The 20,472-nt window shown below is 70.6% G+C and carries 18 protein-coding genes; 14 read left to right on the top strand and 4 right to left on the bottom strand.

The features are described 5' to 3' along the window. Positions 1-48 precede the first annotated feature (48 nt). Both OG395_RS20350 and OG395_RS20345 read right to left on the bottom strand, forming a co-directional pair. On the bottom strand, positions 49-1,476 hold the full coding sequence (locus OG395_RS20350) for an IS1182 family transposase (RefSeq protein WP_442818744.1): 1,428 nt from the start codon (positions 1,474-1,476) through the stop codon (positions 49-51). A gap of 121 nt (positions 1,477-1,597) precedes the next feature. Further along, positions 1,598-2,305 carry an N-acetylmuramoyl-L-alanine amidase gene (locus OG395_RS20345; protein WP_327244228.1) on the bottom strand — a complete coding sequence of 236 codons (708 nt, stop codon included), beginning with the start codon at positions 2,303-2,305 and terminating at the stop codon, positions 1,598-1,600. Positions 2,306-2,366: 61 nt separating this feature from the next. Between OG395_RS20345 and mnmA the strand changes: the two genes are divergently transcribed. Next, positions 2,367-3,503, top strand: coding sequence for a tRNA 2-thiouridine(34) synthase MnmA (gene mnmA, locus OG395_RS20340; RefSeq protein WP_327244227.1), 1,137 nt, complete (start codon positions 2,367-2,369; stop codon positions 3,501-3,503). 104 nt (positions 3,504-3,607) lie between these two features. Here mnmA and OG395_RS20335 read toward each other — a convergent pair whose 3' ends face one another. Continuing rightward, positions 3,608-4,165: an alpha/beta fold hydrolase gene (locus OG395_RS20335; RefSeq protein WP_327244226.1), complete on the bottom strand. Its 558-nt coding sequence runs from the start codon at positions 4,163-4,165 to the stop codon at positions 3,608-3,610. A gap of 72 nt (positions 4,166-4,237) precedes the next feature. Further along, the gene (locus tag OG395_RS20330; RefSeq protein ID WP_327244225.1) at positions 4,238-4,573 is read right to left on the bottom strand and encodes a DUF427 domain-containing protein; all 336 of its coding nucleotides are present in this window, start codon (positions 4,571-4,573) and stop codon (positions 4,238-4,240) included. Positions 4,574-4,650: 77 nt separating this feature from the next. Between OG395_RS20330 and OG395_RS20325 the strand changes: the two genes are divergently transcribed. The 13 genes from OG395_RS20325 to OG395_RS20265 all read left to right on the top strand — a co-directional run bounded on the left by OG395_RS20325 (position 4,651) and on the right by OG395_RS20265 (position 20,289). Next, complete coding sequence (locus OG395_RS20325) at positions 4,651-5,190, top strand: TIGR00730 family Rossman fold protein (RefSeq protein ID WP_327244224.1); 540 nt, start codon at positions 4,651-4,653, stop codon at positions 5,188-5,190. A 28-nt stretch (positions 5,191-5,218) separates the two neighbouring features. Continuing rightward, positions 5,219-5,908, top strand: coding sequence for an SDR family oxidoreductase (locus OG395_RS20320; RefSeq protein ID WP_327244223.1), 690 nt, complete (start codon positions 5,219-5,221; stop codon positions 5,906-5,908). Between the two features lie 143 nt (positions 5,909-6,051). Further along, a complete protein-coding gene (locus OG395_RS20315) occupies positions 6,052-7,077 on the top strand; it encodes a methionine synthase (RefSeq protein ID WP_327244222.1) in 1,026 nt (341 codons plus the stop codon). Positions 7,078-7,106: 29 nt separating this feature from the next. Continuing rightward, positions 7,107-9,302 carry an NAD-dependent DNA ligase LigA gene (gene ligA, locus OG395_RS20310; protein WP_327244221.1) on the top strand — a complete coding sequence of 732 codons (2,196 nt, stop codon included), beginning with the start codon at positions 7,107-7,109 and terminating at the stop codon, positions 9,300-9,302. Positions 9,303-9,676: 374 nt separating this feature from the next. Next, positions 9,677-11,758: a putative bifunctional diguanylate cyclase/phosphodiesterase gene (locus tag OG395_RS20305; RefSeq protein ID WP_327249397.1), complete on the top strand. Its 2,082-nt coding sequence runs from the start codon at positions 9,677-9,679 to the stop codon at positions 11,756-11,758. 236 nt (positions 11,759-11,994) lie between these two features. Further along, entirely contained in the window at positions 11,995-12,291 is a 297-nt protein-coding gene (gatC, locus tag OG395_RS20300) for an Asp-tRNA(Asn)/Glu-tRNA(Gln) amidotransferase subunit GatC (RefSeq protein WP_327244220.1), read from the top strand. A gap of 5 nt (positions 12,292-12,296) precedes the next feature. Beyond that, a complete protein-coding gene (gene gatA / locus OG395_RS20295) occupies positions 12,297-13,799 on the top strand; it encodes an Asp-tRNA(Asn)/Glu-tRNA(Gln) amidotransferase subunit GatA (protein WP_327244219.1) in 1,503 nt (500 codons plus the stop codon). Next, positions 13,796-14,035, top strand: coding sequence for a hypothetical protein (locus tag OG395_RS20290; RefSeq protein ID WP_327244218.1), 240 nt, complete (start codon positions 13,796-13,798; stop codon positions 14,033-14,035). Before gatA ends, OG395_RS20290 begins: the two co-directional genes overlap by 4 nt. A 16-nt stretch (positions 14,036-14,051) precedes the next feature. After that, positions 14,052-15,560 carry an Asp-tRNA(Asn)/Glu-tRNA(Gln) amidotransferase subunit GatB gene (gene gatB / locus OG395_RS20285; protein WP_327244217.1) on the top strand — a complete coding sequence of 503 codons (1,509 nt, stop codon included), beginning with the start codon at positions 14,052-14,054 and terminating at the stop codon, positions 15,558-15,560. Between the two features lie 95 nt (positions 15,561-15,655). Beyond that, complete coding sequence (locus tag OG395_RS20280) at positions 15,656-16,915, top strand: SLC13 family permease (protein WP_327249396.1); 1,260 nt, start codon at positions 15,656-15,658, stop codon at positions 16,913-16,915. Positions 16,916-17,056: 141 nt separating this feature from the next. Beyond that, positions 17,057-19,168: a phosphocholine-specific phospholipase C gene (locus OG395_RS20275; protein ID WP_327244216.1), complete on the top strand. Its 2,112-nt coding sequence runs from the start codon at positions 17,057-17,059 to the stop codon at positions 19,166-19,168. A 444-nt stretch (positions 19,169-19,612) separates the two neighbouring features. Next, a complete protein-coding gene (locus OG395_RS20270; protein ID WP_327244215.1) occupies positions 19,613-20,062 on the top strand; it encodes a hypothetical protein in 450 nt (149 codons plus the stop codon). A gap of 53 nt (positions 20,063-20,115) precedes the next feature. Beyond that, positions 20,116-20,289, top strand: coding sequence for a hypothetical protein (locus OG395_RS20265; RefSeq protein ID WP_327244214.1), 174 nt, complete (start codon positions 20,116-20,118; stop codon positions 20,287-20,289). Positions 20,290-20,472: the final 183 nt, after the last annotated feature.

The following is a 20,472-nucleotide window of genomic DNA, read 5'->3' as shown; positions in this document are numbered from 1 at the left end:
TTATGTCGGCTTGGGGATCGGCCTGAAGGGGGCCGTTGACCGGGCTGGTCAGCTGATCGCCGCGGCGAGTCCTGCGGTTCCGGCGTGTCGGAAGATCTTGCGGAGGTTGTGGCAGGCGGCCAACAGTCGCCACTCGCCGCGGGCTCCGTCCTCACCGCGCAGGAGGAGTTGGCGGCCGTTCTGGCAGGTCATGATCTGGCCGAAGACGGGTTCGACGATGGCTTTGCGGCGGCTGTAGGCGGCCTTGCCGGGCTTGGTCCGCAGTTTGCGGGCCATGCGCTCCTTGAGGGTGGCGCTGGCAGGGATGCGTCCGCGGGGCGCGGGCGGGACCTGTTCGTCGTGGCCGAGTCGGCCGGTGGCCATGAACGTGTCGGTGCCGCAGGCGAGTTGGCGCTCTTGGGCGGCTTCCAGGTTGGTTTCGGAGCAGTAGCCGGCGTCGACGAGGGCCTGCTTGGGGTGGACGCCGGTGTTCTGCGCGGACTGGTCGAGCATCGGGGTGTAGTTCAGCGCGTCCGAGGCGTTGGTAGTGATGTCGGCGGCCGTGATGACCTGGTGCTTTTCATCGACGACAGCTTGGGCGTTGTAGGCCTGGATGTAGGCGCCGTCGCTGTTCTTCATGATCCGCGAGTCGGGGTCGGTGAAGTTGGCCTGGGCCTTGGGCTTGGGCCGGACCTTCGCGGCGGCCTTCTGCCCGGCGTCGGTGACGGCCCGTTCGTCGCTGGTCCCGGCGCGCTCCTGACGGCGGCGTTCCTTGTCCTCGGCGTGGCGGCGGGCCTTGTCGGCAGCCTCGGCCTCGATCTGCGCGCGGGCGGCCTGCAGCCTGGCCAGGCGCTTCTCACGCCGGTCCAGCTCGGCAGGCAGGTCGGCCTCTTTGCCGTCCACGCCGAACCGGGCATCTTCGGTGGTATCGACTGCTTCGGCGTCGTCCAGCAGGGACCGGGCCGCGGCCTCCAGGGCGGCGATCTCGGCTTCGATCTGCTCTTCCTTGCCGATCAGGCGGCCGTAGCTCATCGCCTTGTGTTTGGAGGCGCTGGCCTCCAGCTTGGTGCCGTCCAGCGCGACGCGGCCCATCTTGACCATGTCCAGCTTCCGCGCCAGGTGCAGCGACTGCAGGAACAGGCCGGCGAGCGCGTCCAGGTGGCGGCGGCGGAACCGGGCGATCGAGCGGAAGTCCGGAGTCTGGTCGGCGGCCAGGAACCGGAACGCGACGTCATCGACACACTTACGCGTGATCGCCCGCGAGGAGCGCACCCCGGTGGTGTAGCCGTAGATCAGCAGCCGCACCATCAGCCGCGGGTCGTAGGGCGGGTAGCCGCGCTTTTCGGTGTAGTCGGCCAGGATCGGCGACAGGTCGAGCACCTCGTCGACCAGGTCGGCGACGAACCGGGCCAGGTGGTCCTCCGGCAGCCAGTCCTCCAGCGACGGCGGCAGCAGCAGGACCTGGTGCGGGTCGAACGCCCGGAACGTCTTGTCCACCGCCGCGGGACGACCCTGCGGCTGCTTCTTCTCACCCGGCTCGATCTCGAACAGCCCATCCCGATCACGCATACCGTGATCATCCCGCACGAATGATCACGAACCGCAGGCGGGGTGCGGGTTACTGGGACACGCTCCTAGGCCCTGTCCGGCCGTCAGCCGCCGTCCGTACCAGCTTGAGATACCGGTCCCAGTCCCAGTGCGGACCGGGATCGGTGTGGTCCGTGCCCGGCACCTCCACATGCCCGATGATGTGCTCGCGGTCCACCGGAATCCCGTACCGCCCGCATATCGCGGCCGTCAGCCGCGCCGACGACGCGTACATCGCCGCCGTGAAGTCCTGCGGCCGGTCCACGAACCCCTCGTGCTCGATGCCGACGCTGCGCTCGTTGTACGACCTGTTCCCGGCGTGGAACGCCACATCCAGCTCACGGATCATCTGCGCCACATGGCCGTCCCGGCGCACCACGTAGTGCGCCGCCGCCCCGTGGCCCGGGCTCTGGAAGACCTTGACCGCGCCGCGGTAGCTGCCCTGAGTGACGTGGATGACGACCCGGTCGATGTCGTAGTCGGCGGGGCGGTCCGCCCGCCGCCAGTTCGCCGGGGAGGCCGCTATCCACTCCGCCCGGGCGTAATCCAGCTCACCCGGCTTCCGGGGCTTGTCGACTCCCGGCAGCCGCCACCAGGCATGCTCCAGCTTCGTCCGCGCCAGCGCGGCCGTGCCCACGGCCGTGACGGCAGCGCCGATCAGCAGCCCGCGCCGGCTGATGCCGCGCTCCGACTTCGCACCCGCGGAGCCCTTGGCGCCCGCCGTCCCCTTGGTCCCCATGTGATCGACAACGCATATCCGCGAGCGTTCGGTTCCCGGCGACCCGTACCCTGGTGGAGCTATGAACCAGACTTCCCCGCGCCCCCTCCGGGTGCTCGCCGCCATGTCGGGCGGTGTCGACTCCGCCGTCGCAGCGGCCCGCGCCGCCGAGGCGGGCCACGACGTGACCGGTGTGCACCTCGCCCTCTCCGCGAACCCGCAGTCGTTCCGTACCGGAGCGCGCGGCTGTTGCACCATCGAGGACTCCCGCGACGCCCGCCGCGCCGCGGACGTCATCGGCATCCCGTTCTACGTCTGGGACCTGGCGGAACGCTTCCGCGAGGACGTCGTCGAGGACTTCATCGCCGAGTACGAGGCGGGCCGCACCCCCAACCCGTGCCTGCGCTGCAACGAGAAGATCAAGTTCGCGGCGCTGCTCGACAAGGCGCTCGCCCTCGGCTTCGACGCCGTCTGCACCGGCCACTACGCCACGGTCGTGCTGAACGAGGACGGCAGCCGTGAGCTCCACCGCGCCTCGGACATGGCCAAGGACCAGTCGTACGTCCTCGGCGTCCTGGACGAGAAGCAGCTCGCCCACGCGATGTTCCCGCTCGGCGACACCCTCACCACCAAGGAAGAGATCCGCGCCGAGGCGGAGGCCCGCGGCCTGGCCGTCGCGAAGAAGCCCGACAGCCACGACATCTGCTTCATCGCCGACGGCGACACCCAGGGCTTCCTGGCCGACCGCCTCGGCGGCAAGGCCGAGGGCGACATCCTCGACGAGTCCGGCAACAGGCTCGGTACCCACGAGGGCGCCTTCGGCTTCACCATCGGCCAGCGCAAGGGCCTGCGCATCGGTCACCCGGCCCCCGACGGCAAGCCGCGCTACGTCCTGGACATCTCCCCGGTGAACAACACGGTGACGGTCGGTCCGGTCGAGGCCCTCGACGTCACCGCGCTGACCGCCATCAAGCCCCGCTGGTGCGGCACAGCCCCGGCCGGCCCCGGCACCTACACCGCCCAGCTCCGCGCCCACGGAGGTGAGACCGAGGTGACCGCCGAGCTCGTGGACGGCACACTGAACGTCACCTTCACCGAGGCGGTACGGGGCGTGGCCCCCGGTCAGGCGGTCGTGCTGTACGACGGGACGCGGGTGGTCGGCTCGGCCACGATCGCGACGACGGTGCGGCGCACCGAAGCAGCGGTCGGCCAGGGCTGACCCCTGGCGAACACGCGCGGGAGTATCCGGCGGGTCAGGGCCGGACACTCCTGGTGCCCCTCCCGGCAAGCTCTGCCCCGTCGCAAACACGGCCGGTCACGGCACTAGGACGCCTGGCGCGCGTGCACGTCCCCGGCGAAGAGCTCCGCCAGGACCGGGGCGATCACCAGGGGCGCCGGCTCACGTGTCTGGCCCGTCAGTGTGCGGTGCCGGGCGCGCGGGATCGCGTCTGCGAGGGCGCGGGTCGCCAGCCGGGCCGGGGTGGTGCTGAAGCCGCCGCAGACCACCGTCGTGCGTGCCGTCACGGACACGAACCGCTCCGCGGGCGCCGAGCCGTCGCCGAGCAGCGCATCGTCGTACGCGAGGGTGTGCGCCATCGATTCCAGGGCGCGCCGCATCCGGGCGACCGTCTCCGGCGCGACGACCTCGCGCTCCACCGCGTACGGCTTGCCGTCACCGCTGGAGCCTCGGCCGCGCCCGTCGTATGTGACGACGCTGAACCGCGCTGCCACGAGCGCCGCCAGAGGCGCCTCGGTCGCCGCGGTGCCCAGCGCTCCACCGACCAGGATCACGGGCGGTCCGTCACCCTGACCCCGGTAGGTGATCAGGGTGCCGTCACGGGAGAGAGAGTCTTGTCCATGCGAGGGTGGACTCCGCAGCATCACCGAACTCGTCGATCCCGCCGAGAACTTCTGGGAATGTTCAATTCGGCACGTGGGAACGGAGACTGGCGGTCAGTCGGAGACGGTCTCGGTGTCGTAGAAGCAGAAATGATCCTTGATCAGGGCGACTTCGGGCTTCGGGTCCGGATAGGCCCAGACGAGATCAGCCGCGTCCGGCAGCGACCAGTAGGAGGCATCTCCCTTGAACGGACAGTGGGTGTGGGTGTCCGACGCCGTCAGCAGTTCCGTACGGACGTCGGCCGGCGGCAGGTAGAAGCGCACCGGACAGCCCGTCTCGCGCAGCACGAGCGGACGGCGGCTCTCGGCGAGCAGCTGTCCGTCGCGCACCACTCGCACGTGCTCGGTGCCGGGTTCGACGGTGATGCGGTGTCCTGAGGTGGAAGTCATGTCAGGTGCAGCCGCTCCGTACGCCGTTTTCTTCCCCGGCTCCGTGGAGTGTCAGTGGCGCCGCATACGGTGGATCCATGAACATCTGCGTCTTCCTCTCCGCCGCCGACCTCGACGACCGCTACACCCAGCCCGCCCGCGAGTTCGCCGAACTGCTCGGCCGCGGCGGGCACACCCTGGTCTGGGGTGGTTCGGAGAGCGGTCTGATGAAGGTCGTCGCCGACGGGGTGCAGGAGTCGGGCGGCAGGCTCGTCGGGGTGTCTGTGGACTTCCTCGCCGCGAAGGCGCGGGCCGACGCCGACGAGATGGTGATCGCGCGCGATCTCGCGGAGCGCAAGGCGCTGCTCCTCGAGAAGGCCGACGCCGTCGTGATCATGGTCGGTGGCACGGGGACGCTCGACGAGGCCACCGAGATCCTGGAGCTGAAGAAGCACGGCAAGCACAACAAGCCGGTCGTCCTGCTGAACACGGCGGGTTTCTACGACGGGCTCCGGCAGCAGTTCCAGCGCATGGAGGACGAGGGCTTCCTGCCGCTTCCGCTCGCCGAGCTGGTGTTCTTCGCGAAGGACGGGGTCGGCGCCCTGGCCCACCTCGAGGAATGGTCCGGGCTGCAGTAGGCAGGCGGGCGGATGCGACCATGGGGCCATGTCCACTCATCTCATCACCGGCGCCGGCTCCGGCATCGGCGCAGCTGTCGCACGCCGTCTTCTGGAGCGGGGCGACGAGCTCGTGCTGCTGGCCCGTGACGCGGGCCGCGCCAAGGAGCTCGCCGCGCTCCACCCCGGCGCCCGCACGCTGGTCGGCGACCTCGGTAACCCGGACCGGCTCTCCTGGGCCTTCGCCCAGCAGTCCCTGCCGGAGCGGCTCGACTCGCTGCTGCACATCGCGGGCGTCGTGGAGCTCGGCCGGGTCGGCGACCTCACGCCCAAGGCATGGCACTTCCAGCTCAACGCCAACCTGGTCGCCCCCGCCGAGCTGACCCGGCTCTTCCTGCCGCAGCTGCGGGTCGCCCAGGGGCATGTCGTCTTCGTCAACTCGGGCGCAGGGCTCAGCGCGCACGCGGAGTGGAGTGCGTACGCCGCGAGCAAGCACGGCCTGAAGGCGCTCGCCGACTCGCTGCGCCACGAGGAGCACGAGAACGGGGTGCGGGTGACCTCCGTCTACCCCGGGCGCACCGCCAGCCCCATGCAGGCCAAGGTCCACCGGCAGGAGGGCAAGGAGTACGACGCCTCCAGGTTCATCGACCCGGAGTCCGTGGCCACCACGCTGCTGATGGCGCTCGATCTGCCGCGGGACGCCGAGGTCAACGACCTGACAGTCCGCCCGGGGCACTGACCGGGACCCGGGCCGGGACCCCGTCAGCGCCCCGGGCCGGGACCAGGATCGCGGCCGGACCGGGCCCGGACAGGGCGTGGCGCAAGCGCTGTGCCGGGCCCGCCCCGTGACGGGCCCGGCGACCCGGACCGTAGGCTTCCTGCGTGAGCGAGAAAAGCAAGTTCAGCGGGTGCCGGGCCACCGGGATCGGGTCGATGCCCGGGGGAGACGCGCGGGAGGCGGCGAAGACCGTCACCGGGTCCTTCGCGGACGGTGAGGGCCTGCCCCATCTGCCGGAACTGCCCGCACGCGGGCCCGGCGCGGACATGATCGGGCGGACCATCGGGCTGCTCGTCGACATGTACGGCCATGTCGAGCCGAGTGGCTGGCGGATCAGTGACCGGCCGGGCCGCGACACCCGTCGGGCCCGCTCCTGGCTCGGCGAGGACCTCGACGCCCTGGAGGAGTTCACCCAGGGGTACGAGGGACCGCTCAAGGTCCAGGCCGTCGGCCCCTGGACGCTGGCCGCCGCGCTGGAGCGCCGGGGCGGCGAGGCAGCGCTCGGCGACCCGGGCGCCTGCCGCGATCTGGCGGGCTCCCTGACGGAGGGGCTGCACAACCACCTCGCCGACGTACGACGCAGGGTGCCCGGCGCGCAGGTGATCCTGCAGCTCGACGAGCCGTCCCTGACCGGTGTGCTCCGCGGACAGATCCGGACGGCGAGCGGATACCGCACCTACCGGGCCGTGGACCGGCAGCTGGTGGAGGGCACGCTCCGCGATGTGCTGGCGGCGAACGGGGACGGCGCCACGGTCGTCCACACCTGCGCGCCCGAGGTGCCGTTCGCGCTTCTCCGTCGCGCCGGGGCCGACGGTATTTCGTTCGACTTCTCCCTGCTCACCGAGCGTGAGGAGGAGGCGATCGGGGAAGCGGTCGAGGGCGGGACCCAGCTCTTCCTCGGTGTGGTGCCCGGCACCGACCCGGCTTCGGACGCATTGTCGGACCCGGGCGGTAGCGTCATGGGTGTCAGGACGCTGTGGCGCAGGCTGGGGCTGAATCCGGGGACTCTCGCCGAGTCGTCGGTGATCACCCCGTCGTGCGGCCTCGCGGGCGCGTCGCCCGCGTACGCGCGCGCCGCGCTCGCCCATTGCGCCCGGGCCGCGAGATCGCTCGCAGACAACCCTGAGTGACGGGTATCGGGTAACGGGAGGACGAGACGATGGCCGGCGGACAGCATTCGGAAGTGCCCGTGGAGGTACAGGAGCGGCGTTCGCTCCTCGCCGAGCAGATCGAGGAGCACCGCTTCCGCTACTACGTGAACGACCAGCCGGTCGTCAGCGACGCCGAGTTCGACCGGCTGATGCGCTCGCTGCAGGAGCTGGAGGACGAGTATCCGCAGCTGCGTACGCCCGAGTCGCCGACCCAGAAGGTCGCGGGGCCGTACCGGACGGAGTTCACCTCGGTCGAGCACCGAGAGCGGATGCTCTCCCTGGACAACGCGTTCGACGACGAGGGGCTGGCGGTCTGGGCCGAGCGCGTCGCCAAGGACGTCGGCACGAGGGACTACCACTTCCTGTGCGAGCTCAAGGTGGACGGACTGGCGGTCAACCTCACCTATGAGCGGGGGGTGCTGACCCGCGCGGCGACCCGCGGCGACGGCCGCACAGGCGAGGACATCACCCCCAACATCCGGACGATCTCCGAGATCCCGCACCGGCTGAAGGGCGACCGGATCCCGGAGCTGGTCGAGATCCGCGGCGAGGTCTTCTTCCCGATGGAGGCCTTCGAGGCGCTGAACGCCCGGCTGGTGGCGGCCGAGGACAAGCCGTTCGCCAACCCGCGCAACGCGGCGGCGGGTTCGCTGCGCCAGAAGGACCCGAAGGTCACCGCGGGCCGTCCGCTGCACATGGTGGTGCACGGCATCGGTGCCCGTGAGGGCTTCGGGATCGACCGTCTCTCGCACGCCTACGAGCTGTTGCACGAGTGGGGCCTGCCCACTGCCGGACACAACCAGGTCGTCGACTCCCTCGACGGTGTGCGGGAGTTCATCGCGCACTTCGGCGAGAACCGGCACTCCGTGGAGCACGAGATCGACGGCGTCGTCGTCAAGGTCGACGAGATCGCGCTCCAGGGCCGGCTGGGCTCCACCTCGCGCGCCCCGCGCTGGGCGATCGCCTGGAAGTACCCGCCGGAGGAGGTGAACACCAAGCTGGTGAACATCCGGGTCGGCGTCGGACGCACCGGCCGGGTCACTCCGTACGCGCAGGTCGTGCCGGTCGAGGTGGCGGGCTCCGAGGTCGAGTTCGCCACTCTGCACAACCAGAACGTGGTGAAGGAGAAGGGTGTCCTCATCGGCGACACGGTGGTGCTCCGCAAGGCGGGCGATGTGATCCCGGAGATCCTCGGCCCGGTCGTCGATCTGCGGGACGGCACCGAGCGGGCGTTCGTGATGCCGACCCACTGCCCCGAGTGCGGGACGGAGCTGCGGCCCATGAAGGAGGCCGACATCGACGTCCGTTGTCCCAACGCGCGCTCCTGCCCGGCCCAGTTGCGGGAGCGCGTCGCCTACCTCGCGAGCCGCAAGTGTCTGGACATCGACCACTTCGGCTACGTTGCCGCGGCCGCTCTGACCAGGCCGCTGGAGCCCGTGGAACCACCCATGAGCGACGAGGGCGACCTCTTCGGACTGACCATCGAGCAGCTGCTGCCGATCCGGGCCCATGTGCTCGACATGGACAGCGGACTGCCCAAGCGCGACCCGAGGACCGGCGAGGAGAAGACCGTCCTGGTCTTCGCCAATCAGCACGGCGAGCCGAAGAAGAACGCCGTGGCGATGCTGGAATCCGTCGCCGCCGCCAAGGAGGCTCCCCTGGCCCGGATTCTCACCGGGCTGTCGATCCGTCATGTGGGTCCGGTCGCGGCCGCGGAGCTGGCCCGTCAGTTCCGTTCGATGGACCGCATCGAGGCGGCCACGGAGCAGGAGCTGGCCGACGCGGACGGGGTCGGACCCATCATCGCCACCTCGGTCACCCAGTGGTTCGCGGAGGACTGGCACCGGGAGATCCTGCGCAAGTGGCGGGAGGCCGGGGTCCGGATGGCGGACGAGGCCGCGGGCGAGGACGAGGGGCCGCGGCCGCTCGAAGGCCTCACCGTCGTCGTCACCGGCACGCTGGCCGACCACACCAGGGACGGTGCGAAAGAGGCTCTGCAGAGCCGGGGAGCCAAGGTAACCGGTTCCGTTTCGAAGAAGACCTCCTTCGTCGTGGTCGGCGACAACCCGGGCTCGAAATACGACAAGGCCATGCAGCTGAAGGTTCCGGTTCTGGACGGGGCGGGCTTCGCCGTGCTGCTCGAAGAGGGGCCGGAAGCGGCGCGCGCGGCGGCTGTGCCTGTCGCCGGACCGGTTGAGGAGTAGCGGGCACCGGACGGGGTTCGGGACGGGGCGGGAGGCGATACGGAACGGGCCCGTCCGGGCAAGGGGGCCCGGTCGGGACATCCGGGTTCACCCGTTCGGCGCATAACAGACGCTGACGGATAGTCGGATTGCATTCGGGCAAGAGCTGTAGAGCGCTGCCCGTAGGGGGTTTCGCGGCCTACTGTTGAGTCGTGCGCCTGCCGAGCCCCGGCTGCACGACCGCCGTGGGGCCGTGGTGGCATGGGAGCGGGACAACAGGTGACATCGGCACCGCCGGCTGTGAGAGGGACGGAATGAAACCGACCGAGAGCGCGGCACCGGTGTCGCGGCTGCAAGGTTTCGTCGACCTCACCCCCAAAGTGGGTGCCGTCGTCATGGCGATCGCCACTGTCCAGCTCGCGACCGGTTTCTACCGGACTGTGAGCGACGGGCACGCGCTCTTCCCGGACGGCGCGGCCGGCTGGTCGCTCGCCGTCCTCACCGGAATCATCGTCGGCCATCTGGTGGCCCTCGGGCGCGACCGCTGGTGGGGCGGGACCGGATCCGGCGCCGCCCTCACCCTGGCCGTCCTGCTGCTCTACGGCTGGGTGGCCGCCGGGCTGGTCAGCATGGTCGTCGTCGTCCTCGTCGGCGTGGCACGAAGACACCGCTGGTCGCAGGGGCTGCTGCACGGGGCGGTGGACATTATGGGGATAGGGGCGGCGGCGCTGGTCCTCGCCGCGTTCGGTGAGGTGCAGACCGTCGAGTCGCCCTGGCAGCCACTCGACTGGGGCATCGACGCAGCCCCGGAAGTCCTCCTCGCCGCCGCCACCTACCTCCTCGTCACCCGGGTCCTCCTGTGGTACGCGCGGGCACACCAGGGCGGCGGACTGCCGACCGTCGCACGCACGGCCCTGCTGCGGCAGGGGCTCGTCGCGGTCGCCCTGCTCGGCATCGCCCCGCTGATCTGTGTCGTCGCGATGGCCGCCCCCGTCCTGCTGCCGCTCTTCGCGGTCCCGCTGATCGCCCTGGACTCCACCCTCTGGATCGCCCGGGCCAGAGCCGAGGAGCAGCTGCGGGACCCGCTGACCGGACTGCCCAACCGGCAGTGGATGCTGGAACGCGCCTGGACGGCCCTGGAGGACGCCGAGAGCATCGGCGCCAGATCCGCTCTGGTCCTGATCGACCTCGACCGGTTCCGGGCCGTCAACGACACCCTCGGTCATCTGGCAGGGGACCGGCTGCTGCTGCAGATAGCGCAACGGCTCCGGCTGGCTCTGCCGCGCGGAGCGGAGGCCGCGCGGCTCGGCGGCGACGAGTTCGCCGTACTGCTCCCGACCGCGGACTCCACCACCAGCGCCCAGCGCGTCGCCCGCCATCTGGTCGCCGAGCTCTCCTCACCGCTGGACCTCGACGGACTCACCCTGGTGCTGGAGGCCAGTGCCGGTGTCGCTGTCTACCCCGAGCACGCACTGGACGCCGAAGGGCTGCTCAGGCGCGCCGACGTGGCGATGTACCAGGCCAAGCGGGACCGTACGGGCGTCGAGGTGTACGAGTCGAAGCGGGACAGCAACACCCCGGACCGGCTCGGTCTCCTCGGTGACCTGCGGCGCGCCCTGGACGCCGGCGAGGTGGAGCTCCACTACCAGCCGAAGGTCCGCTTCGACGGGCAGGTGGCCGGACTCGAGGCGCTGGTGCGATGGGTGCATCCGGAGCGCGGTCGGGTCCCTCCGGACGAGTTCATCGCCATCGCCGAGTCGTCGGGCCTGATGCCGCATCTCACCGAGTACGTGCTGGAAACGGCGCTGGCGCAGGTCGCCCGGTGGCGGGCCCAGGGGCTGTTCGTCCCCGTCGCGGTCAACGTCTCCCCGCGCGACGTCCACACCCCCGGCTTCGCGGGCGGCGTCGCGGCCCGGCTCGCCCGGCACGGCGTCCCTCCCGGCTCCCTGCAGCTGGAAATCACGGAACACGTGCTGCTCGAGGACCCGCAGCGCGCCGCGGACACGCTGGCCGGGCTGACCGGGCACGGCGTGAAGATGTCGCTCGACGACTTCGGTACGGGTTACTCCTCGCTGGTCCACCTGCGTCGGCTGCCGGTCAGCGAGCTGAAGATCGACCGGTCGTTCGTGGCCCGGCTGGCCGTCGACCACGAGGACGCGGAGATCGTCCGCTGCACGATCGACCTGGCCCACTCGCTGGGCCTGCTGGTCGTCGCCGAGGGCGTCGAGGACGACGAGACGTGGGAGCGGCTGCGGGACCTGCGCTGCGACGCGGTGCAGGGGTGGCTGGTGGCCGCCGCGATGCCGCCCCAGGAGACGACGGCCTGGCTGAGGGCGCGCGGCGAGCACGGGTGGCGTCGGCCGGCCGAGCTGGAAGCCGCGGCTGCGGCCGCAGCCGCGGCTGCGGCGACGGGGGTGGCCGAGCTTGAGCCGCGGTCCCCCGGGCGAGGGGTTACCTCGCGTCCGGCGACGACGTGAGCGGGTGGGCCGGCCGGTAGGAGAAGAGAGCCCGGAACGCGCGGGTGGCGTCCTGTCCTCGTTCTCCCCCACGGCATCGAAGACGTCTCACACCCACGGGGGACCTTCTCGACGGGCCCGACCGGCCCCGATACGCGCAGAACAGAGCCGGGTGTTCCCCGGGTGGCGGCCCCTCCCATGGCGGACCCCATAGGATTGGGGCCAAAACCACAACACTCACCCCTGAGGATCGCTGCATGCCTGGCATCACGCGCGAGGAGGTCTCCCACCTCGCCCGGCTGGCGCGTCTGGAGCTGAAGGGCGAAGAGCTCGATCACTTCGCCGGTCAGCTCGACGACATCATCGGCGCGGTCGCCCGCGTCTCCGAGGTCGCCGACCAAGACGTACCGCCGACCTCCCACCCGCTGCCGCTGACCAATGTCATGCGCGCGGACGAGGTCCGTCCGTCGCTCACCCCCGAGCAGGCGCTTTCCGGCGCCCCGGCCCAGGAGCAGCAGCGTTTCAAGGTGCCGCAGATCCTGGGGGAGGACTAAAAGTCATGACGGACAACAGCTCCATCATCAAGCTCACCGCCGCCGAGATCGCCGCGAAGATCGCCTCCGGTGAGCTCACGGCGGTCGAGGTCACCGAGGCACACCTGGCCCGGATCGACGCGGTCGACGAGAAGGTCCACGCCTTCCTGCACATCGACCGTGAGGGCGCGCTCGCGCAGGCCCGCGCCGTCGACGCGAAGAAGGCGGCGGGCGAGAAGCTCGGCCCGCTGGCCGGCGTCCCGCTCGCGCTCAAGGACATCTTCACCACGAAGGACATGCCGACCACCGTCGGCTCGAAGATCCTCGAGGGCTGGGTCCCGCCGTACGACGCGACCCTGACCAAGAAGCTGAAGGCGGCCGACGTCGTCATCCTCGGCAAGACCAACATGGACGAGTTCGCCATGGGGTCCTCCACCGAGAACAGCGCCTACGGCCCGACCGGCAACCCGTGGGACCTCACCCGCATCCCGGGCGGCTCCGGCGGTGGCTCCTCGGCCGCCCTCGCGTCGTACGAGGCCCCCCTCGCCATCGGTACGGACACCGGCGGTTCCATCCGCCAGCCCGCCGCCGTCACCGGGACCGTCGGAGTCAAGCCCACCTACGGCGGCGTCTCCCGCTACGGCATGGTCGCCTTCTCGTCCTCTCTCGACCAGGGCGGCCCCTGCGCCCGCACCGTCCTGGACGCGGCCCTCCTGCACGAGGTGATCGCCGGACACGACCCGCTGGACTCGACGTCCATCGACGCCCCGGTCCCGCCCGTCGTCGAGGCCGCCCGCAACGGCAGCGTCGACGGCATGCGCATCGGTGTCGTCAAGCAGTTCTCCGGCGAGGGCTACCAGGCCGGTGTCGTCCAGCGCTTCAACGAGTCGGTCGAGCTGCTGAAGTCGCTCGGCGCCACGATCGTCGAGCTGGACTGCCCGTCCTTCGACCTGGGTCTGTCGGCGTACTACCTGATCGCGCCGTCCGAGTGCTCGTCCAACCTGGCCCGCTTCGACGCCATGCGCTACGGCCTGCGGATCGGTGACGACGGCACGAAGTCCGCCGAGGAGGTCACCGCGCTCACCCGCGAGGCCGGCTTCGGCGACGAGGTCAAGCGCCGCATCATCCTCGGGACGTACGCACTGAGCTCCGGCTACTACGACGCGTACTACGGCTCGGCGCAGAAGGTCCGCACGCTCATCACGCGGGACTTCGAGAAGGCCTTCGAGCAGGTGGATGTCATCGTCTCCCCGACGACCCCGACCACCGCCTTCCCGATCGGCGAGCGTGCCGACGACCCGATGGCGATGTACCTGGCCGACCTGTGCACCATCCCGACCAACCTGGCCGGCAACTCCGCCATGTCGCTGCCCTGCGGTCTGGCACCGGAGGACGGCCTGCCGGTCGGTCTGCAGATCATCGCCCCCGCCATGAAGGACGACCGGCTGTACAAGGTCGGCGCCGCAGTCGAGGCCGCCTTCGTGGAAAAGTGGGGGCACCCGCTGCTGGAGGAGGCTCCGTCACTGTGAGCGCACTGACCAAGGCCAAGGGCTTCAAGAAGTCCAAGACCGGTACGTACCTGTCCATCGGCACCACCGCCTTCGGCGCGATCGGCGTGCTCAAGCAGGCCAAGAAGGCACGCTCCGAGCACGACACGCTCCGGCTGGTCGACGCCGTCGTCTCCGCTGCCGCCATCGCCACCGGCGTCGCTCTGCTCTTCCGAGAGCTGAAGCGCCTGGGCGACGACGACGTACTGCTGGGTTGAGAGGGAAAGTTTCACCGTGACTGTCACTGACCTGGTGCCGTACGAGGACGCCCTCGCGACGTACGACCCCGTCATGGGCCTTGAGGTCCATGTCGAACTCGGCACCAAGACCAAGATGTTCTGCGGCTGCTCGACCGAGCTGGGCGCGGAGCCGAACGCGCAGACCTGCCCGACCTGCCTCGGCATGCCCGGTTCGCTCCCGGTCGTCAACGCGATCGGCGTCGAGTCCGCCATCAAGATCGGCCTCGCGCTCAACTGCGAGATCGCCGAGTGGTGCCGCTTCGCCCGGAAGAACTACTTCTATCCGGACATGCCGAAGAACTTCCAGACCTCGCAGTACGACGAGCCGATCGCCTACAACGGCTATCTGGACGTCCAGCTGGAGGACGGCGAGATCTTCCGGGTGCAGATCGAGCGCGCGCACATGGAGGAGGACACCGGCAAGTCGCTGCACGTCGGCGGCGCCACCGGCCGTATCCACGGCGCGTCCCACTCGCTGCTCGACTACAACCGTGCGGGCATTCCGCTCATCGAGATCGTCACCAAGCCGATCGAGGGAGCGGGCGCGCGTGCCCCCGAGGTCGCGAAGGCGTACGTAGCCGAGCTGCGCGAGCTCATCAAGGCGCTCGGCGTCTCCGAGGCCCGCATGGAGCAGGGCCAGATGCGCTGCGACGTGAACCTGTCGCTGCGCCGGGGCGGCACCGAGACGTTCGGTACGCGCTCCGAGACGAAGAACGTGAACTCGCTGCGTTCCGTCGAGCGTGCCGCCCGCTACGAGATCCAGCGCCACGCCGCGGTGCTGAACTCCGGCGCCGCGGTGGTGCAGGAGACCCGGCACTTCCACGAGGAGGACGGCTCCACCACGGCCGGCCGCATCAAGGACAACGCCGAGGACTACCGCTACTTCCCGGAGCCGGACCTGGTGCCCGTCGCTCCGGCCCGCGACTGGGTCGAGGAGCTGCGCAAGGGACTTCCCGAGCTGCCGCGCGTACGCCGCAACCGGCTGCGCGAGGAGTGGGGCGTCTCCGAGTTCGACATGCAGTCGATCCTCAACGCGGGCGCGGTCGACCTGATCGTCGCCACGACCGAGGCGGGCGCCCCGTCCGACCAGGCCCGCAAGTGGTGGATGGGCGAGCTGGCCCGTCACTCCAACGAGACCGGCACCGCCCTGGACGAGCTGGCGATCACCCCGGCGCAGGTCGCCCGGGTGACCGAGCTCGTCGCCTCCGGCGACCTCAACGACAAGCTGGCGCGCCAGGTCATCGAGGGTGTCCTCGCGGGCGAGGGCGACCCGGACACCGTCGTCGAGAAGCGCGGCCTGAAGGTCGTCTCGGACGAGGGTGCGCTGGGCACGGCCGTCGACGAGGCCATTGCCGCCAACGCGGCCATCGCGGACAAGATCCGCGGCGGCAAGGTCGCGGCGGCGGGCGCGCTCGTCGGCGCGGTCATGAAGGCCACCCGCGGCCAGGCGGACGCGGCCCGCGTCCGCGAGCTGATCCTGGAGAAGCTCGGCGTCGAAGGCTGAGCCCTTCCTGCTGCTGCACGCTGATGAAGGGGCGGTGCACCCGTTGACCGGGTGCACCGCCCCTTCCTGTTCCCCCCGCGCCCGGAGATAGTCCGCTGAACACCGTCACCGCCGAAATCGTCTCCGTCGTGCTGCTCCTCGCGGTGCTGGCGTTCGCCGTCGTACGCCCCGGAGGGCTGCCCGAGGCGACCGTTGCCGTACCCGCGGCCCTGCTGGTCGTCGTCATGGGCTCCGTGCCGTTCGCCGAGGCCCGGGCTCAGATCGGCGGCCTGCTGCCGGTGGTCGGCTTCCTCGCCGCGATTCTCGTGCTGGCCCAGCTGTGCGCCGACGAAGGACTGTTCGTGGCCGCCGGCCATCTGGTCGCCCGGCTCTGCCGAGGCCGGACCGGGCCGCTGCTCGGTGGGGTCTTCGTCGTCGCCGCGCTGATCACGGCCGTGCTCAGCCTGGACGCGACGGTGGTCCTGCTGACACCCGTCGTCCTCGCCACGGCCGCCCGCGTCGGCGCCCGTCCCCGCCCGTACGTCTACGCCTGCGCCCATCTCGCCAACTCGGCGTCCCTGCTGCTTCCCGTCTCCAACCTCACCAACCTTCTGGCGTTCACCGCGAGCGGCCTCTCCTTCACCCGCTTCGCCGCGCTGATGACCCTGCCGTGGCTGGCGGCCATCGCCGTCGAGTACGTCGTCTTCCGCCGCGTCTTCGCCGCCGACCTGGCAGCGGGCGCGCACCCGCCGGAGCCGGACGAGGAGGGGACCGGCGTCCCGGTGTTCACCCTCGTCGTCCTCGCCGCGACGCTGGCGGGCTTCGTCGTCACCTCGTTCGCGGGAGCGGAACCGCTGTGGGCGGCGCTGGCCGGGGCGACTGTTCTCGCGGTCCGCGCGCTGGGACAGCGGAAGACCACGGTCAAGGGTCTGGTGCACGCCGCTCACCCGCTGTTCTGTCTGTTCGTGCTCGCCCTGGGCGTCGTCGTCAAGGCGGTCGTCGACCACGGCCTCGGTACCGGGATCGGCGCACTCCTGCACGACGGTTCGTCACTGCCCGCGCTGCTGGCGGTGGCCACGGTGGCGGCGGTGCTCGCCAACCTGATCAACAACCTGCCCGCGATCCTGGCCCTGCTCCCGGTTGTCGCGGCGGCCGGACCGGGACCGCTGCTCGCAGCCCTGATCGGGGTCAACCTCGGCCCGAACCTCACCTACGTCGGCTCGCTCGCGACCCTGCTCTGGCGTCGCATCCTGCACACCCACGGCGCCGCGCCCGAGCTCGGCCACTTCACCCGGCTCGGGCTGCTGACCGTACCGGCGACCCTGGGCGCGTCGACGCTCGCACTGTGGGGAGCACTGCACACGATCGGGGTGTGACCGGCATTCCCATCGGGTAAGCGGGTTGGACTTTCCCGGGCGACCTCTTGGACGTTCACCGCCGGGCCGTGCGGTGGCCTTTCCGCAGCCACCTGACTTCATTAGCTTCCCGGCTGTACGACCGGACTCGGGAGGCTCAACTTGACCACGGACATTTCACGGCGACGGCTCTTCGCACTGGGTGGCGGCGCGCTCGGCGTCGCGGCGGCCGGTTCGCTGCTGCCGCCGTCGCTGCAGGCCGCGATGGCCGCACAGCCTTCGCCTGCGGCGGGGTCCGGCGGCGGGCTCGGGGACATCAGGCACGTCGTGATCCTGATGCAGGAGAATCGTTCCTTCGACCACTACTTCGGGACCCTGCGCGGCGTACGCGGGTTCGGCGACCGCAATGCCATCGAGCTGCCCTCCGGAAAGCCGGTCTTCGAGCAGCCGGGCGCGGCCGGCACCTCCGTACTGCCCTTCCCGGTCCGGGACGCCGCCGCGACGCAGAAGAAGGACCTCCAGTACATCGGTGCCCTCGACCACTCCTGGAGCGGCGGCGGCAAGGCATGGGCCGGCGGCTGGATGAATGGCTGGGTGACCGCGAAGACGGCCGCCACCATGGCGTACTACGACCGCCGCGACATCCCGCTGCACTACGAACTTGCCGACACCTTCACCGTCTGCGACGCCTACCACTCGTCCATCCACACCTCCACCAGCCCCAACCGCAACCACCTGTGGAGCGGGAAGACGGGCTTCGAGGCGAACGGCAAGCGGGCGGTCGGCAACGACGCGTACAGCGAGGGAACCCATCCGGGGTATGGCTGGTCCACGTACGCGGAGCGGCTGGAGAAGGCCGGGCACAGCTGGAAGACGTACACCGAGTGGGAGAACTTCACCGACAACCAGATCGAGTTCTTCGCCACCTTCAAGGCGATCGCCCGCAAGGCGCTGGCGAAGACCGGTGGCCACACCTACATGGAGTCCTTCTACGCGGCCGTCCGCGACACGGACGACGCGGCGGAGCGGGCCAGGCTGCTCGGTCTGCTGGAGGACGGTGTCGCCACGCTGACGGACACGGAACGCAGCCTGTTCGAGCGGGCGCTGCGCCGGGTCGAGACCGGCACGCTGGCCGACGCGTTCGCCGCGGACGTGGCGGCGGGCACACTGCCCGAGGTCTCCTACCTGGTGCCGTCGGCGGTCGACTCGGAGCACCCGAGCGTCTCCTCCCCGATCCACAGCGCGACGATCGTCTACAAGGTCCTGGACGCGCTGGGCAAGCACCCCGATGTGTGGCGGCACACCGCCGTCATCATCAACTACGACGAGAACGACGGCTTCTTCGACCACGTCCCGCCGCCCGTGGCACCGCCCGAGGTGACCGAGGAACAGTGGGACTCCAAGCCCACCGGCCTCGGCGTGCGGGTGCCGCTGCTCGTCGTGTCGCCGTGGACCGTGGGCGGCTATGTCTGCTCCGAGGTCTTCGACCACACCTCGGTGATCCGCTTCCTGGAGCGGTGGACGGGTGTGAAGGAGCCGAACATCAGTGACTGGCGGCGCACCGTCACCGGCGATCTGACCTCTGCGTTCGACTTCACGCGCGGGCTGCGCAGGCCCGACGTCGAGCAGCCCGGCGCCATTCCGGCGTTCAGCGGACGCTGGCAGCCGAAGCCGCCGGCCGTCCAGCAGATGCCCGTGCAGGAGCCCGGCGTCCGGCCCGCCCGCCCGCTGCCGTACCAGCCGGACGCCCAGTCGACCGTGGCGAACGGGGCAGTGCGGGTGGCCCTCAGCAACACGGGCCGTTCGTCGGCACACTTCGCGCTGTACCCGTACGCGGGCGAGTTTCCCGTACCGCAGCACCAGGACGTACGGGGCACGGCGCAATGGACGGTCCCCCTGACCGGCGACGCGTACCGGTTCACGGTGACCGGGCCGAACGGCTTCCGGCGCGAGTTCGCAGGACCCGCCACCGGCGGACCCGAGGTCGCCACCTGGATCGACGCCCACGAGCGCGATCTGCACGTCACCCTGCGCAACACGGGGCAGCGGACGCTCACCTTCACCGTCCGCCCGCTCGGGTACGTCGACGAGGCGGACCTGCGCGACTGGACCCGGACCATCAAGGTCAAGCCCGGCCGGAGCCGTACGGTCGTCCACTCGGCCGCCGACGCGCACGGCTGGTACGACCTGTCCGTCACCGTCGACGGGGACGACGCGTTCCGCCGCCGGCTGATGGGGCACATCGAGAACGGCCGGGCGAGCGTCTCGGGCTGACCGCCGGACACCACCGCGGACACGCGGAACCGCGCCGCGTGCGACGGACGTATTCACGATCCTGACTGAACCGATCGAGAACTGGTCCGGCGTCACGACGGGGTCCACCCCGGACGAGGCGGACCCCGTCGTCCTGGAGTGCGCCCGCCTGCTCGCCGCCGAACCGGGCGGCGAGCAGGCCGTCCCGCTGACCTTCGCCCTGGTGGGCATGGCGCCGTACATCGTCGGGCGGCGGGGCGCCACGGTCGGGCGGGCCGCCGTCGACGCGCTCGGCGCCGCGGCGCAGGCCCTGGAGACGCGGCCGTGCGAGCACGAGACGCATCCGTACCTCACGGACCCGGAGGAATGGGACACCGACGCGGACGGGCTGCTCGGCGCACCGGACGTCCAGGTGCCCCTCGACACCTGGGAGGAGGCGGAGGCCTGCCCCCGCAACGCCGCAGGATGGGCCAGGATCGCCGCCGACGTGATCCGGCCGGTGTGCTCAACGACTACCCGTACGGTGATCCGTTCTGGGACCTGGAACCCCACGCCGCCCCGCCGCGCGCCCTCACCCGCACGAGCCTCGCCGGTTACGTCGTCGTCGCCCACGCGAGCTGCTGGTACGTGGGTTCGGGCCGGATCGGACGGCGGTCGCTCCTCGACGACATGATCGAGGGACTGGACTCCGTACTGCCGCTGCTGCCGGACGAGGAATGCGCCCACCGGGAGGGTGAGCACCCGGAGCTGGACGGCGGCACCGACAGCCAGGCCCGGGAGGGCATCCAGCCGCAGAGCCCCGGCGGCCGAGCCGGCCCGCGCGAGGATCACGAGGACGGGTACGGGGCGTCGCTGGAGGCACGGACCTGCACCACGTTCCTGCGCAGGCTGGCCGTCGAGGCCGCGACCATCTGAGCGATGCGGTCGGGAAGCTCTTCGACACCCGTGACACGGCGCATCTCGACGCGGTGTACCTGCTCCCCGACGGGCGCCCGGACATCAAGTCGCTGAGCGAACGGCATGTGCCGTACCGGGACGAGGCGGCGTCGCCGGAGGCCGTGGCCAAGGGCATCGCCGAGATCGAGGAGCAGTACGAGGACGAGCTGCAGGCGGAGGACGAAGCGGGGGAGGAGCCGCAGTAGGAGTTGTGGTGGGGCGAGGCGCCGGAGGGCGACGCGCGGTCGGTGTCCGGCGGTGCGTGTAGGGGAAATATCAGTCCCTGTGAGCATCGCCACGAAACGGGCAAAGGATCACTGACGGCTGCCAGAGTGACGATTCTCAGGCCATGTGTTCTTTGCGGGCTGTTCATCAGATCTCCCGAAAAA

The sequence above is a fragment of the Streptomyces sp. NBC_01320 genome (genome assembly GCF_035974375.1).
Taxonomy (GTDB): Bacteria; Actinomycetota; Actinomycetes; order Streptomycetales; family Streptomycetaceae; genus Streptomyces; species Streptomyces yanii.
Note: the sequence above shows the minus strand (reverse complement) of the source record. Positions and strands in the feature narration are given on the sequence as shown.